This is a genomic window from Stenotrophomonas sp. YJH_SMC_33 (genome assembly GCF_059372295.1).
This window is the reverse complement of the sequence record NZ_JCAFVJ010000003.1, coordinates 146,797-162,158: the sequence shown is the minus strand read 5'-3', so window position 1 is coordinate 162,158 and position 15,362 is coordinate 146,797. Positions and strand designations below refer to the sequence as shown.

The 15,362-nt window shown below is 66.6% G+C and carries 14 protein-coding genes; 3 read left to right on the top strand and 11 right to left on the bottom strand.

The features are described 5' to 3' along the window. Positions 1-23: 23 nt before the first annotated feature. From pheT to thrS, 6 genes are all read right to left on the bottom strand, one after another. Entirely contained in the window at positions 24-2,420 is a 2,397-nt protein-coding gene (gene pheT / locus AC5P9W_RS07385; RefSeq protein WP_206621218.1) for a phenylalanine--tRNA ligase subunit beta, read from the bottom strand. 121 nt (positions 2,421-2,541) lie between these two features. Continuing rightward, a complete protein-coding gene (pheS, locus tag AC5P9W_RS07380) occupies positions 2,542-3,537 on the bottom strand; it encodes a phenylalanine--tRNA ligase subunit alpha (RefSeq protein WP_021202188.1) in 996 nt (331 codons plus the stop codon). A gap of 193 nt (positions 3,538-3,730) precedes the next feature. Next, complete coding sequence (rplT, locus tag AC5P9W_RS07375; protein ID WP_005410435.1) at positions 3,731-4,090, bottom strand: 50S ribosomal protein L20; 360 nt, start codon at positions 4,088-4,090, stop codon at positions 3,731-3,733. An 11-nt stretch (positions 4,091-4,101) separates the two neighbouring features. Beyond that, on the bottom strand, positions 4,102-4,299 hold the full coding sequence (gene rpmI / locus AC5P9W_RS07370; protein ID WP_005410436.1) for a 50S ribosomal protein L35: 198 nt from the start codon (positions 4,297-4,299) through the stop codon (positions 4,102-4,104). Positions 4,300-4,565: 266 nt separating this feature from the next. Beyond that, positions 4,566-5,108 carry a translation initiation factor IF-3 gene (gene infC / locus AC5P9W_RS07365; protein ID WP_019660568.1) on the bottom strand — a complete coding sequence of 181 codons (543 nt, stop codon included), beginning with the start codon at positions 5,106-5,108 and terminating at the stop codon, positions 4,566-4,568. A 48-nt stretch (positions 5,109-5,156) separates the two neighbouring features. Next, on the bottom strand, positions 5,157-7,058 hold the full coding sequence (thrS, locus tag AC5P9W_RS07360; RefSeq protein ID WP_058979607.1) for a threonine--tRNA ligase: 1,902 nt from the start codon (positions 7,056-7,058) through the stop codon (positions 5,157-5,159). A gap of 430 nt (positions 7,059-7,488) precedes the next feature. Here thrS and AC5P9W_RS07355 point away from each other — a divergent pair, with 430 nt between their 5' ends. From AC5P9W_RS07355 to AC5P9W_RS07345, 3 genes are read left to right on the top strand one after another with little or no spacing between them, the layout of a single operon-like run. After that, positions 7,489-7,785: a hypothetical protein gene (locus AC5P9W_RS07355; protein WP_021202190.1), complete on the top strand. Its 297-nt coding sequence runs from the start codon at positions 7,489-7,491 to the stop codon at positions 7,783-7,785. Next, positions 7,785-8,048, top strand: a complete 264-nt coding sequence (locus tag AC5P9W_RS07350; RefSeq protein WP_111097927.1) for a hypothetical protein — start codon at positions 7,785-7,787, stop codon at positions 8,046-8,048. The genes AC5P9W_RS07355 and AC5P9W_RS07350 overlap by 1 nt, the downstream gene beginning before the upstream one ends. A gap of 10 nt (positions 8,049-8,058) precedes the next feature. Further along, on the top strand, positions 8,059-9,618 hold the full coding sequence (locus AC5P9W_RS07345) for a PepSY-associated TM helix domain-containing protein (protein WP_495219001.1): 1,560 nt from the start codon (positions 8,059-8,061) through the stop codon (positions 9,616-9,618). Between the two features lie 126 nt (positions 9,619-9,744). Here the strand turns inward: AC5P9W_RS07345 and AC5P9W_RS07340 are convergent, their stop codons facing one another. The 5 genes from AC5P9W_RS07340 to rbfA all read right to left on the bottom strand — a co-directional run bounded on the left by AC5P9W_RS07340 (position 9,745) and on the right by rbfA (position 15,312). After that, positions 9,745-10,935, bottom strand: coding sequence for a glycoside hydrolase family 18 protein (locus tag AC5P9W_RS07340; RefSeq protein WP_495219000.1), 1,191 nt, complete (start codon positions 10,933-10,935; stop codon positions 9,745-9,747). Between the two features lie 281 nt (positions 10,936-11,216). Further along, positions 11,217-13,325: a polyribonucleotide nucleotidyltransferase gene (gene pnp, locus AC5P9W_RS07335; protein ID WP_005417884.1), complete on the bottom strand. Its 2,109-nt coding sequence runs from the start codon at positions 13,323-13,325 to the stop codon at positions 11,217-11,219. A gap of 151 nt (positions 13,326-13,476) precedes the next feature. Next, the gene (rpsO, locus tag AC5P9W_RS07330; RefSeq protein WP_005417886.1) at positions 13,477-13,737 is read right to left on the bottom strand and encodes a 30S ribosomal protein S15; all 261 of its coding nucleotides are present in this window, start codon (positions 13,735-13,737) and stop codon (positions 13,477-13,479) included. Positions 13,738-13,911: 174 nt separating this feature from the next. Beyond that, complete coding sequence (gene truB, locus AC5P9W_RS07325) at positions 13,912-14,820, bottom strand: tRNA pseudouridine(55) synthase TruB (protein WP_495218998.1); 909 nt, start codon at positions 14,818-14,820, stop codon at positions 13,912-13,914. Between the two features lie 108 nt (positions 14,821-14,928). Further along, complete coding sequence (gene rbfA / locus AC5P9W_RS07320; protein ID WP_019660575.1) at positions 14,929-15,312, bottom strand: 30S ribosome-binding factor RbfA; 384 nt, start codon at positions 15,310-15,312, stop codon at positions 14,929-14,931. Positions 15,313-15,362 lie beyond the last annotated feature (50 nt).

Genomic DNA, 15,362 nt, shown 5'->3' with positions numbered 1-15,362 from the left:
TGCTACCCCCGAGTGCTGCCCGCTCAGCCGCGGATCCGGGCGTGGTGTTCACGCTCGATGGCAGTGACCGCCTCGGCCACCACCGCTTCCACGTCGCGGTCCGTCAGAGTGCGCGACTTGTCCTGCAAAATCAAGCCCATAGCGAGACTCTTGAATCCCGGCTCGACGCCCTGGCCGACATAGCGGTCGAACAGGTTCAGGTCGCGCAGCAACGGGCCGGCGGCCTGGCGGACGGTCGCCGCCAGATCGGCCCAGGCCACCTGTTCAGGCACCAGGAATGCCAGATCGCGGCGCACCGCCGGGAAGCGCGACAGTTCGCCGGCACGCGGCAGGCGGCGGGCGGTCAGCGGTTCCAGGTCCAGTTCGAAGGCGTAGACGTCGGCTTCGATGTCCATCGCCCTGGCCAGGCGCGGGTGAACCTGGCCGATCCAGCCGATCGCCACGCCATCGCGCAACACCTCGGCCGAACGCGCCGGGTGGCCGTAGGCGCGGGTGGACGCACGGAACTCCAGCTGCGCGCCACTGGCGGCCGCCAGCGATTCGACGTCACCCTTCAGGTCATGGAAATCGACCTTGCGGGTCGGCAGGCCCCACTGCACCGCCTGCGCATCACCGCAGACCGCAGCGGCCACGCGCGGGGTTTCCAGCGGTGCCGGCTGGCTTTCGCCAAGCGACGCATCTCCGGCCTGCTGGGCGAACACCCGACCCAGCTCGAACAGGCGCACGCGGCCGAGCTGGCGAGCGGCATTGCGGCCCAGGGTGGCAACCAGGCCCGGCAGCAGCGACGGGCGCATCACCGCCAGTTCGGCCGACAGCGGGTTGGCCAGCGGCACCAGGGCGTCGCGCAGCTGCCACTGGGCCAGCAGTGCGTCGTCGACGAAGGCGAAATTGACGGTTTCCTGCAGGTCGCGAGCGATCAGCTGGCGGCGCACGCTCAGCGCGTCCAGCTGGGTCTCGCTCGGCATCGCCACGCGCGAGGCACCGCCCGGCAGCGTGGTCGGGATCTGCTCGTAACCGTGGATGCGGGCCAGTTCTTCGATCAGGTCCTCTTCGATGGCGATATCGAAGCGGCGGCTCGGCGCGGTGACCTGCCAGCCGTCGGCGGTGGCGGCCACGTCCATGCCCAGCGCACGCAGGATGCGCTCGACTTCGGCATCGTCAATGGTGATGCCAAGCACGCGGGTGATGCGCGTGCGGCGCAGCACGATCGTGGCCGGCTGCGGCAGATCGGCCTCGCGCACAGCTTCGGTGACCGGCGCCGGGGTACCGCCGGCCAGGTCCAGCACCAGGCGGGTGGCGTACTCGATCGCGGTACGCGGCAGTGCCGGATCGACACCGCGCTCGAAGCGGTGGCCGGCATCGGTGTGCAGGCCCAGCTTGCGGCCACGGCCCATGATCGCGGCCGGCGCGAAGTGCGCGGCCTCCAGGAACACGGCGGTGGTCGCGTCGGTGACACGGGTGTCGAAGCCGCCCATCAGGCCGGCCAGGCCGACCGCACGATCGGCGTCGGTGACCACCAGGAAGCTGTCGTCCAGCGCGGCATCGCGGCCGTCCAGCAGCTTCAGCGTCTCGCCCGCGCGCGAACGGCGCACGGCAATGCTGCCCTGCAGGGTGGCCAGGTCGTAGGCATGCATTGGCTGGCCCAGTTCCAGCATCACGTACTGGGTGATGTCGACCAGCAGCGAGACCGGGCGCACGCCACTGCGGCGCAGGCGCTCGGCCATCCACAGTGGGGTCTTGGCGGCAGCGTTGACGCCCTCGATCACACGGCCCAGATAACGCGGCGCTTCGGCGCCAGCGTCGAGCTGGATGGCCAGCTCACGGCTGCCGGCAGCCGGAATGGCGTCGGCGGCGAAATCCAGCACTTCACTGCGGGTAGCGGCGGCGACGTCGTAGGCGATGCCGCGCAGGCTGAAGCAATCGGCGCGGTTCGGGGTCAGCTTGATTTCGATACTGGCGTCCGGCAGGCCCAGGTACTCGACCAACGTCTGGCCGACCGGGGCGTCATCGGGCAGTTCCAGCAGTCCGGAGGCATCGTTGTCCAGGCCCAGCTCCTTGGCCGAGCACAGCATGCCGTTGGACTCGACGCCACGCAGCTTGGCCGGCTTGATCTTCAGCTCGCCGATCTGCGCACCGACCATCGCCAGTGGCGCGACCAGGCCCGCGCGGGCGTTCGGCGCACCGCAGACGATCTGCAGCAGCTCGCCCTGCCCGGCATCGACCTTGCACACCTGCAGGCGATCGGCTTCCGGGTGGCGCGCGGCCTCGACGATGCGTGCCACGACCACGTGATCGAGGCCTTCGCCCAGCGCGGATACTTCTTCCACTTCCAGGCCGATGGCGGTCAGCACCGCGCTCAGCTCATCGCGCGAGGCGGAGGTCGGGACGTGGCTGCGCAGCCAGTTTTCGGAGAATTTCATGGTGTCACCCTGGTGGGAGGCGTGCCTCCCGTTGCGGTTTTTGTGGTCGCCCAGCGCATGCGCAAGGAGGCGTCCATCCAGAAAGGCAGCCGAGCATGGCCCGGCTCTACACGGTTGCGGCTTACGCGAACTGCTTCAGGAACCGCACATCGTTCTCGAAGAACGCGCGCAGGTCGTTGACGCCGTAGCGCAGCATCGCGAAACGCTCCACGCCCATGCCGAAGGCAAAGCCGGTGTAACGCTCCGGATCGATGCCGACATTGCGCAGCACGTTCGGATGCACCATGCCGCAGCCGAGCACTTCCAGCCAGCGGGTGCTGCCATCGGGCTGCTGCCAGGCGATGTCCACTTCCGCACCCGGTTCGACGAACGGGAAGTAGCTGGGACGGAAGCGCATCTCGAAATCGCGCTCGAAGAACGCGCGCACGAATTCTGCCAGCGTGCCCTTCAGGTCGGCGAAGGTCGAGTGCTCGTCCACCAGCAGGCCTTCGACCTGATGGAACATCGGCGAATGGGTCTGGTCGCTGTCGCTGCGGTACACCTTGCCGGCAGCGATCATGCGCAGCGGCGGCGCGTGGTCGCCCATGTAGCGCACCTGCACACCGGAGGTATGCGTGCGCAGCAGGCGGCCGTCGCCGAAGTAGAAGGTGTCGTGCATGGCGCGCGCCGGGTGGTGCGGCGGGAAATTCAGCGCCTCGAAATTGTGCCAGTCATCCTCGATCTCCGGCCCTTCCGACAGCTCGTAGCCCAGCCGGCCGAAAATACCGGTGATGCGTTCCAGGGTACGGGTGATCGGATGCAGGCCAGCGCGGTCGCCATTGCGGCCCGGCAGGGTGATGTCGATGGCTTCGGCAGCCAGCCGCGCGTCCAGTGCGGCGTCTTCCAGCAGCGCCTTGCGCTCGGCCAGCGCACGGGTCAGTGTGTCGCGGGCCTGGTTGATCGCTTCACCGGCGGCCTTGCGCTCCTCGGCCGGCAGGGTACCGAGCTGCTTGAGCTGCGAGGTGATGCTGCCGCTCTTGCCAAGCAGGGCCACGCGCAGCTGTTCCAGCACGTCAGGGCTCTGTGCGGCGGCCACATCGGCCAGCGCCTGGGTGGTGAGGGATTGGATGTCGCTCATGGGGGGCCGGAACTCCAGTCGATCTGCCATCGCGATGCGCGAAGGGCCGACCCCTGTCGCCACCGCCGTCCCCGCGCTGCCGCTGTGGCCGCACCGGGACCCAAAAAAGAATGGGGAAGGACTTGCGCCCTTCCCCATGCATTGCCTTGACCTGACACCGTTCCGAGTGAACGGTTACGGCATCGGGAAGGACTTATGCCGCCAGCGCGCCCTTGGCCTTTTCGGCCAGCGCGGCAAAACCGGCTGCGTCGTGCACGGCGATGTCAGCCAGGACCTTGCGATCCAGGGTGATGCCGGCCTTCAGCAGGCCGTTCATGAAGCGGCTGTAGCTCAGGCCGTTGATGCGGGCAGCCGCATTGATGCGGGTGATCCACAGCGAACGGAAGTTGCGCTTCTTCTGCTTACGGCCGATGTAGGCGTACTGCTGTGCCTTGATGACCGCCTGCTTGGCAACGCGGAAGACCTTGCGACGGGCGTTGTAGTAGCCCTTGGCGAGATCCAGAATCTTCTTGTGGCGGCGACGCGCCTGTACGCCACGCTTAACTCGTGCCATTTTTCAGTTCCTCAGAGGTAAGGGAGCATGCGGTCCAGACGGCCTGCGTCTTCTGCACGGACATGGCCCGTCTGACGCAGATTACGCTTACGCTTGGTCGCTTTCTTCGTGAGGATGTGGCTACGGTTGGCGTGGCCGCACTTGTACTTGCCCGAGGCGGTCTTGCGGAAACGCTTGGCCGCTGCCCGGTTGGTCTTGATCTTGGGCATTGCAATGTCCTTGATGGGATTTGACCCTGGTTTCTGACTGATCTGGCGGCGGCTTGGGCCGCTCTTTCCGTCCTGCCATGATCGGCGTACGACCCGTCCTGGGTGGGTCGAGCCGGGCATGATACAGGCAAAACGGCCCTGCCACCAGCCCCTGCTCGCCTTTCATCCGCAACCCGCCGGCCCGCCACAAAAGCAAAGGGACGCCAGCGGCGCCCCCTTACCCTGAACCATTCAGCCAGGCGCCCCGAAAGGCAGGCCGTCAGGCCTCAGGTCTTCTTCTTCGGCGCGATCATCATGACCATCTGACGCCCTTCCAGGCGCGGACGGGATTCAATGACGATGTCCTCGCCCAGATCGGCCTCGATCCGGTTGGCCATTTCGCGGCCCAGCTCCTGGTGGCTCATTTCACGGCCACGGAAGCGGATGTTGACCTTGATCTTGTCACCATCTTCGAGGAACCCGCGCATCTTGCGCAGCTTGATCTGGTAGTCGCCCTCGTCCGTGACCGGACGGAACTTCACTTCCTTGATCTCGACCTGCTTGGTCTTCTTCTTGGCCTCGCTGGCCTTCTTCTGCGCTTCGAACTTGAACTTGCCGAAGTCCATGATCTTGCAGACCGGCGGATCGGCCTGCGGCTGGATTTCGACCAGGTCCAGGCCTTCATCTTCGGCCATGGACAGCGCTTCGTCGCGCGACAACACGCCGATCATTTCTCCGTCACTGCCGATCACGCGGACGCGCGGCACACGGATTTCCTGATTCTTGCGGTTCTGTTTGTTGTCAGGGGTGCTGATATTACGTTCTCCCAAGGGTATCGAACCGGCCCGGGTGCCTGTGCCCCCGGACCGGACCTTTGCTTACGCGCCCTCGGCGTGGAGCCGCTCGATGAAGGCCTGCAGGCTCATGCTGCCCAGGTCTTCGCCAGAACGCGTACGCACCGCCACAGCCCCATTTTCCTTCTCGCGGTCACCGATGACCAGCAGGTAGGGCACGCGCTGCAACGTATGCTCGCGGATTTTATAGCCGATCTTCTCGTTACGCAAATCCGAGCTGACGCGGAAGCCTTGCTCCGCAAGGGTTTTGGTCACGCCCGAGACATAGTCGGCCTGGGCGTCGGTGATGTTGGCCACCACCACCTGGGTCGGCGCCAGCCAGGCCGGGAACTGGCCGGCATGGTGTTCGATCAGGATGCCCAGGAAACGCTCCATCGAGCCGACGATGGCCCGGTGCAGCATCACCGGGTGCTTCTTCTGGCTGTTCTCGTCCACGTACTCGGCGCCCAGGCGGCCGGGCATCATGAAGTCGACCTGCATCGTGCCCAGCTGCCAGGTACGGCCGATGGCATCCTTCAGGTGGTACTCGATCTTCGGGCCGTAGAAGGCGCCCTCGCCCGGCAGCTCCTGCCATTCCACGCCACAGGCGGTCAGTGCCGAGCGCAGCGCGCCTTCGGCCTTGTCCCAGGTGGCGTCGTCACCCAGGCGCGATTCCGGGCGCAGCGCGATCTTGATCTGGATCTCGTCGAAGCCGAAGTGCTGGTAGACCGCCAGCGCCTGCTGGTGGAAGGCAGTCACTTCCGACTCGATCTGGTTTTCCGTGCAGAACACGTGGCCGTCGTCCTGGGTGAAGCCACGCACGCGCAGGATGCCGTGCAGCGCGCCGGACGGCTCGTTGCGGTGGCACGACCCGAACTCGCCGTAGCGGATCGGCAGGTCGCGGTAGCTGTGCAGGCCCTGGTTGAACACCTGGATGTGGCCCGGGCAGTTCATCGGCTTGACCGCGTAAGTGCGTTTCTCCGATTCGGTGAAGAACATGTTGTCCTGGTAGTTGTCCCAGTGGCCGGACTTCTTCCACAGGCTCACGTCCAGAATCTGCGGGCAACGCACTTCGCCATAGCCGCTGTTGCGGTAGACCTTGCGCATGTACTGCTCCACCACCTGCCACAGCGCCCAGCCCTTCGGGTGCCAGAACACCAGGCCCGGGGCTTCTTCCTGCAGGTGGAACAGGTCCTGCTGCTTGCCGATGCGGCGGTGGTCGCGCATTTCGGCTTCTTCGATGCGCTTGATGTACGCCTCCAGCTGCTTCTTGTCGGCCCAGGCGGTGCCGTAGATGCGCTGCAGCTGCTCGTTCTGCGCGTCACCGCGCCAGTAGGCGCCGGAGATGCGGGTCAGCTTGAAGGCCTTCAGGAAGCGCGTGTTCGGCACGTGCGGGCCGCGGCACATGTCCACGTATTCCTGGTGGTAGTACATGCCCATCGCCTGGATGTCGTCGGCCATGTCCTCGATCAGGCGCAGCTTGTAGTCCTCGCCTCGGGCCTTGAAGATCTCGACCACTTCGGCGCGCGGCGTCATCTTCTTGATGACGTCGTAGTCCTGGGCGATCAGTTCACCCATGCGCTTCTCGATCGCGGCCATGTCGTCCGGGGTGAACGGGCGCTCGGAATAGATGTCGTAGTAGAAGCCTTCGGCGATCACCGGACCGATCACCATCTTCACATCCGGGTACAGCTGCTTGACGGCGTGGCCGACCAGGTGGGCGCAGGAGTGGCGGATGATCTCCACGCCCTCCTCGTCCTTGGCGGTGATGATGCGCAGGCTGGCGTCGTGGTCGATGACGTCGCTGGCATCGACCAGCACGCCATCCACGGCACCGGCGATGGTGGCCTTGGCCAGGCCGGCGCCGATCGACTGGGCAACCTCCATGACGCTCACAGGGTTTTCGAATTCGCGGCGGCTGCCGTCGGGAAGGGTAATGTTGATCATCGCAGTGGCTTCGTGCGGGGCCCGCCGGGCGGGCTGGAAAGCGTTCCCGGGCCGTTGCCCGGGCAATAAAAAAGCGCCGCGAGGGCGCCTGGAACGCAGGGCCTTCGGGGGCAGGTCAACAGTGGGCGGTGGTAGTGCTCATGTCGCACGCTCGGCCGGCGCTGGGCGCGGGCCACCTTGTTCCAGTCAGGGGTTCTGCGATGATCTTAAACCAGCGCACCGGAAAGCCCAAGGGCCACCGTACGGCCCGCTGAATGAGCCGCGCTGGCGGCGTGAAAACGCAATGATTACCATGTGCGCGCAGCCCGCCCCGTGCCAGCCTGCCCGCTTTCCCCCAGGACCTCGTGATGCGCCACCCGCTTCGACCGGCTGCCGCCGGCCCCGCCCGTGCCCCGCGTTCGCCGACCCGCCGCCGCGCAGGCTGCCCGCGATGATCACCGTCGGCCTCTCCACGCTGGGTTTCTGCAGCCTGGGCATGCTGGCGGCGATGTTCTCGGCACTGGCCTTCTATGCGGCCTCGCCCCACTGCCGCTGGCCGCGCCTGCGCCGCGCCGGCCGCCTGGGCCGCCAGATCGGCCTGGTCGCCGCTGCCGCCGCGCTGTGGCTGTGGATGGCCGAGCTCGGCTTTGCCGCCGGCCTGGTGGCGATGTTGTGCACCTGGATGCTCGCGGCGATGCTGCTGCCGGCGCTGGCCGCCTGGCACCGACCGGGCACGGAGTTGCCCTGATGTGGGCGCGCGCCTTCGCCGGCATCATCGTCGGCTTCCTGCTTGCAGCCGCCGTTACCGGCCTGCTGGCCTGGCTTCCGCCGGGCCCTTGGCAGCGAGCGCTGGTACCTACCCTGATCGCCTTCATCCCGCTGTGGATGCTGGCCGCCCTGTGGGCGTTCAGCTTCCGCAGCGCGCTGCGCGCCTGGCTGGTGCTGGGCGGCAGCGCCGCCACCGGCTTCGTCGTGCTCGGGCTGCTGCGCCTGACCGGCGCGGTGCAATGAGATCCACGCCATGAAGTTCAGTTCGCAGACCCTGCGCACGTTCACCACCCTGCACACCTGGGTCGGCCTGGTGGCCGGCTTCGGCCTGTTCGTGGCTTTCTACGCAGGCTCGCTGACCCTGTTCCACCATGACCTGCCGCGGTGGCAGACACCGGGCGCCGCCACGGCACTCCCGGCCAGCCTGGATGACGCCCAGTACCTCCTGGAAGACGTGCTGGCGGCGCATCCGGAAGCGCGCCGCCACGTCGGCATGACCTTCCCCGGCACCGAACACCCGCAGCCTCTGGCGTACTGGCAGGCCGATGACGGCAGCTGGCGCTATGCGTGGCCGGGGCAGATCGCCGGCAGCCCCGCGCCGCCGCAGTCCGGACTGGCCGAACTGGTCAACGAACTGCACTACAGTCTCGGCCTGCCCGTGGCCGGGATCTACGTGATGGGCATTGTCAGCCTGCTGTACGGGATGGCACTGCTCAGCGGCCTGGTGATCCATCTGCCGAAGCTGCTCGGCGACCTGTTCGCGCTGCGTCCGGGGCGCAACCTGAAGCAGCTGTGGCAGGACGCGCACAACGTGGTCGGTGTGCTCAGCCTGCCCTTCCACCTGATGTTCGCGGTCACCGGCGCCCTGCTCTGCCTGGTGTTCGTGCAGATGGCCCTGCTCAATCCGCTGATCTACGACGGCAAAGCGCTGCAGGCAGTACCGACTGCGATGGACACCGCGCCGGTGCGCAATGCCAGTGGCATCCCGGCACCGCCGGGCAGCCTGCGCGTGCTGCATGCGCGCGCACTTGAAGTGGCCCGCGCACAGGGCGTGGCCAACTTCGAACCGGCCTATCTGAAGCTGGCCAATGGCGGCGATGCCAACGCGACGATCGAGATCACCGGCGAGGCCAGTGGCACCCTCGGCCCGCTTGGTGCCGTGGCATTGGACGTCGCCACCGGCAATCTGCTCGCGTCGCAGCTGCCGGGCCAGCGCGACGCCAACCACGCCACGCTCAGCGCCGCCTACGCGTTGCACTTCGGCGAATTCGGCAATGGCGTGGTGGTCTGGCTGTACTTCCTGCTCGGACTCGGCGGTGCGTTCCTGTTCTACTCCGGCAACCTGCTGTGGATCGAGTCGCGGCGCAAGCGTCGCCAGCCGCAACAGCCACGTGCCGGTGTGAACATGGCGCGGGCCACGGTCGGCGTGTGCATCGGCCTGTGCGTGGCGATCTCGATCGCGTTCGGCACCGCACTGGTGCTGGAGCGGCTGGCACCGTCGGCGGTCGACCACGGCATCCGCTGGGCCTGCTTCGGCAGTTGGGCGGCCTGCGCGCTATGGGCCGCGCTGCGCCGCCCGGCGCAGGCGGCACGCGAACTGCTGTGGGCGGCGGCGGTCAGTACCGCGCTGGTGCCGGTGCTGCACGGCGCACTCAATGGTGACTGGCTGTGGCGCGCCGCCGCAGGGGGGCACTGGCCGCTGTTCTGGGTCGATGCCATCGCGCTGGCGATGGCCTTCGGCTTCGCGCGTCTGGCCGTGGCCAGCCAACGCCGCGCCCGCAACGGCGATCCCAACAGCGTCTGGGCCGATTGAGCCTTCGCCGGGCATGGCCCGGTGCTACTGGAAGTCGGCTTGGCATGGGCAACGACGTACACCGCAGTGTGTGTATCAGATCGGTGACGTTGCGGCATGGGCCCAGCACGACGCGCCACCCGATACTCAATCGCCGATGCGCGCCTTCTGCCAGGGGCCCAGCATGGCATTGAGCAGGCTGGCCTGTTCGTCATCGCCGGTCAGTTCCCACATGAACACCCCGGCCAGGCCCTGCTCACGGGCGAACTGCGCACGCAGCCCGATCGAGCGCGGGTCTTCATAGCTGATGAAGATCTTCTGCGCGGCGTTGTACAGCCACGGGCTCTGCGCCTGCGGCTGCCAGTGCCTGGTCCAGCCCGGCTGGTCGAAATAGCGCGCCTTGATCACCCGCCAGTCGCCCGCATCGGCCGGTGCGCTGTAGGGCTGGTACAGCCCATCCGGGGCGTCGCCGGTGACCTTGAAGCCGCGCCCGTAGAACGGTACGCCCAGCACCAGCTTCCCGGCCGGCACGCCGTGCTCGCGGTAGAACTGCACCGCGCCGGCCACGTTGTTCCAGCGCCGCAGCTCCGGCGCCAGCGGATCGGCCGGCACTTCATGCAGAGGCGCATTGAAGGTCGACACCGAGGAGAAGCCGGTGCCCATGTCGTAGCTCATCAGGTTGATGAAATCGAACACCTTGGCCAGCGCCGGCAGGTCATAGCTCGCTGCTGGATCGTAGGGGCCATCGGTCTGCAGGCGACCGGCGGCCAGCGCGGCAGTCAGCAGCATCGACTGCCCCGTCCTGCGGCCGCGCGCATCGAGTGCCGCGCGGAAGGCCTGGGCAAGCCGGGTCAGATTGACGCGATCCTGCGGGCGATGCGCCAGCTCCTTCGGTCCGCCACTGACCGGGAACTCCCAATCGATGTCCACGCCGTCGAAGCTGCCGGCATGGCGATCGAAGAACAGCGCCATGCACGAATCGACCAAGCGCTTGCGGCTGGCCTCGGTCAGCGCTGCATCGGAGAACCCACCCGCACCCCAGCCACCGATCGAAATCAGCGTGCGCAGGTGCGGATGCGCCTTCTTGAGTTCGGCCAGTGCGGCGAAATTCTTCGGCGCTTCCGCACCGATCGTGCAGCGCCCGTCCTCGATGGTGGAGAACGCATAGAACAGATGCGTCAGGCGCTCGGCTGGAATGCTCGAGACCGGATAGCGTTCGGCCGAGCCGCCCGGGTAGTAGGCGCCGAAGATCGGCGGCTGCGCGGGCGCCGCGTGCGCGGCGATGGGCAAGACACCGGCAATCAGCACGGCAAGGACGGCCACGGTCTGGCGGAACATGGAGATCTCCCGGTTCGAAGGCGCCGCCACGTTAGCAAACCGATGGGGCTGCGGTACGGGTGTCGCGGCATGTCGTCCCATGGACAGGCGCGATCCGTACAACCGAGACAGAACGATGGCCGCGTGGCGGCGATCATGCACTGCAGCAGGACATGCAGCGACCTGGATGAGCTTCTTTTCGCAACATCGAGGCAAAGAAAAAGCGGGCCGAAGCCCGCTTTTTCATTTGCGAAAGCGTGAGGACCAACGGTCCTCACCCACCGCACGATCAGCAGTACCGATTATTCGGCGCTGGCGCCTTCGCCTTCTTCGACTGCCTTCATCGACAGGCGGATACGGCCCTGCTTGTCGACTTCCAGCACCTTGACCTTGACCACATCGCCTTCCTTCAGCTTGTCGCCGACCTTCTCGACGCGCTCGCTGGAGATCTGCGAGACGTGGACCAGGCCATCCTTGCCCGGCAGGATGGTGACGAACGCACCGAAGTCCATGATCTTGGCGACCTTGCCTTCGTAGATGCGGCCCGGCTCGACGTCCGAGGTGATCTGCTCGATGCGGGCCTTGGCAGCCTGGGCAGCGATGGCGTTGACCGACGCGATGACGATGGTGCCGTCGTCTTGGATGTCGATCTGGGTGCCGGTTTCCTTGGTGATGGCCTGGATGGTCGAGCCGCCCTTGCCGATCACTTCGCGGATCTTGTCCGGGTGGATCTTGATGGTCAGCAGGCGCGGCGCGTAGTCCGACAGCTCTTCACGCGGAGCGGTCAGGCCGTGGGCCATCTCGCCCAGGATGTGCAGGCGGCCAGCCTTGGCCTGCTGCAGGGCCTGCTTCATGATTTCTTCGGTGATGCCTTCGATCTTGATGTCCATCTGCAGGGCGGAGATGCCCTCAGCGGTACCGGCGACCTTGAAGTCCATGTCGCCCAGGTGATCTTCGTCACCCAGGATGTCGGACAGGACCACGAAACGATCGCCTTCCTTGACCAGACCCATGGCGATACCGGCCACCGGGGCCTTCACCGGCACGCCGGCGTCCATCAGGGCCAGCGACGAGCCGCAGACCGAGGCCATCGACGAGGAACCGTTCGACTCGGTGATTTCCGAAACGACGCGGATGGTGTACGGGAAGGCTTCCAGCGACGGCATGACAGCCAGCACGCCGCGCTTGGCCAGACGACCGTGGCCGATTTCGCGGCGCTTCGGGCCCATCATGCGGCCGCACTCGCCCACCGAGAACGGAGGGAAGTTGTAGTGGAACAGGAAGTTTTCCTTGTACTCACCGGCAACGGCGTCGATGACCTGGCCATCACGGGCGGTGCCCAGGGTGATGGTCACGATGGCCTGGGTTTCGCCGCGGGTGAACAGCGAGGAACCGTGGGTACGCGGCAGCACGCCGGTCTTCACGGTGATCGGGCGGACGGTGTCCAGCGCACGGCCGTCGATGCGGACCTTGGTGTCCAGCACCGAGTCACGCATGGTGCGGTATTCCAGCTCGCCGAATTCCTTCGACAGCTCGGCCGGGTTCCAGCCTTCGGCGGCCACGCGGCCCGCCAGGGCTTCGAATACGTCCTTCTTGATCGCCGAGATGGCGTCGCGGCGCTGCAGCTTGTCACGCACCTGGAAAGCTTCGCCCAGGCGCGGGCCGATGGCTTCCTTCAGGGCGGAGATCAGCGCGTCGTTCTTGGCCGGGGCTTCCCAGGTCGACGGCTTGGTGCCGGCTTCGACGGTCAGCTCGTTGATCGCGTTGATGACCTTCTGCATTTCGCGGTGACCGAAGGTCACGGCGCCCAGCATCACTTCTTCGGACAGCAGCGCGGCTTCGGATTCGACCATCAGCACGGCGTTGGAGGTACCGGCGACGACCAGTTCCAGCTGCGAGTCAGCCAGTTCGCTGACGGTCGGGTTCAGGATGTACTCGCCGTTCTTGTAACCGACCTTGGCAGCGCCGATCGGACCCATGAACGGGGTACCGGCCAGGGCCAGGGCAGCCGAGGCACCGATCAGGGCCGGGATGTCACCGTCCACGTCCGGGTTCAGCGACATCACCGTGGCGATGATCTGCACTTCGTTCTTGTAGTCCTCCGGGAACAGCGGGCGGATCGGACGGTCGATCAGGCGCGAGATCAGCGTTTCCTTCTCGGTCGCACGGCCTTCACGCTTGAAGAAACCACCCGGGATACGGCCGCCGGCGTAGAACTTTTCCTGATAATCGACGGTCAGCGGGAAGAAGTCCTGGCCTTCGCGCGCGCTCTTGGCGGCGACGGCGGTGACCAGCAGTACGGTGTCGTCCATCTTGACGATGACGGCACCGCTGGCCTGGCGGGCGACTTCGCCGGTCTCAAGCGTGACGGTGTGCTTGCCGTACTGGAAGGTTTTGGTGATTTTTGCCACGGAGGGTGTCCTTGGGGATGCTGTCTGCGAATTTGGACCGTCGGCGACCCTTGCCGCCAGCGGGTGACCGGATCGTTCCGGCCTGAATCGGGGATTGCGGTACTACAAAACAAAACCGCGGCGCATCGCTGCGCCGCGGGGAATTCGTTGCTTAGCGACGCAGGCCAAGCTTCTCGATCAGGGCCTTGTAACGCTCGACGTCCTTCTTCTTCAGGTAGTCGAGCAGGCTGCGACGGCGGTTGACCATCTGCAGCAGGCCGCGGCGGCTGTGGTGGTCCTTCTTGTGGGTCTTGAAGTGGCCGGTCAGCAGTTCGATGCGGGCGGTCAGCAGGGCCACCTGGACTTCCGGGGAGCCGGTGTCAGCGGCGCTGCGCTTGTTGTCTTCAATGACCTTCTGGGTGTCGATCGACATTTCTTTTTTCTCTGTGATGCGTGGCCGGCAGGAACGCGCTTCGCGCACCGCCAGGCTCGCCGTGGACTACGAGGATGAAACCTGCACGAGGCAGGCTGCCGGAAAACGGCCGCGAAATTGTAACGGCCAGGGGCTTCCGGGACAAGGACCGGGTCTGAACCGCCCTGGCCCCGGTCAGAGGTTGAAACGACGCTGCGGAGCCAGCAGGCCACTGTCATCGACCTGGCCCAGCCCCTGGACAGCATCGCCCGGACCGAACACCGCCACCAGGCCGTGGGGCCAGGACGGGTCGCGCTGGCGCTGGCCGACGCAGAAGCGATGGGTCTGGTCGGCATCGAGATCGACCCGCGGGTATTCAGCCAGGCCGGCCGCCAGCGGCAGCAGCAGCGCATCCATGGCCGCCTCGTCGCCGGCCTCGGCCATCGCCCGCAGCTGGTCCAGGGTGACCATCGCCGGTTCGCGGAACGGCTCCACCCAGAGCCGGCGCAGCGCACTGATGTGTGCGCCACATCCCAGCGCCTCGCCCATGTCGCGGGCCAGGCTGCGGATGTAGGTGCCCGAACCGCAGGTCACGCGCAGCCGCAAGCGCTCAGGCTGCTGCTCCAGCACGTCGATGGCGTGCACCTGCACCTCGCGTTCCGGCGCCTCGATGACGTCACCGCGGCGGGCCTTCACATACAGCGGCTCACCACCCTGCTTCAGTGCCGAATAGACCGGGGCACGCTGGCGGATGTTGCCGGTCAGCGGCGCCAACGCGGCCTGCAGGGCCTCGGCACCGATCGCCGGTACCGGGCGCTGCAGCAGCACCTGGCCCTCGGAATCGTCGGTATCGGTCGTCTGGCCGAGCACGATCTCGGCATCGTAGGCCTTGGCCGACCCCAGCAGCAGCCCAGCGATCTTGGTCGCCTCGCCGAAGCACAGCGGCAGCAGACCGGTGGCCAGCGGGTCGAGGCTGCCGGTGTGGCCGCCCTTCTCGGCACGGAACAGGCGACGGGCCACCTGCAGGGCGGCGTTGGAGCTCATGCCGGTCGACTTGTCGAGCAGCAGGATGCCATCCAGGCGGCGGAACTGAATTCGGGTCATGACAGATACGGGTAGCGCCGGGCCATGCCCGGCGAGCGCGAAGCGCGGCCAGCGTCCGGCCTCGCACGGTCAGAATGAAAAGACGCCGGGCATGGGCCCGGCGCTGGCTTATTCTTCGTCGCTCTCGCGACGCTTCTCCGCGGCCAGCGTATCGGGCAGGTCGCGCAGGAGGTTGTCGATATGCTCGCCACGATCGACCGAGTCGTCGTAGTGGAAATGCAGCTCCGGCACATGGCGCAGCTTCATCGCCCGGGCCAGGTCCATGCGCAGGCGGTAGCCCAGTTCCTTCAGGCCGGCCACCGCTTCCGCCGAACGCTCCGGCATCAGCGCGGTGACGAAGACCTTGGCATGAGCCATGTCGCGGGTGATTTCCACGTCGGACACGCTCACCGAGGGCAACCCGTGCTCGCGCACGGCGTTGTGCACCAGGGTGCCGAGTTCGCGGCGCAGCTGGGCAGAGACACGGTCGGTTCGATGGAAAGTCTTGGGCACGAGGAGCTCTTGGTTCAGTTGTCGCCCGACCAACGGTCGGGCGCTACCTT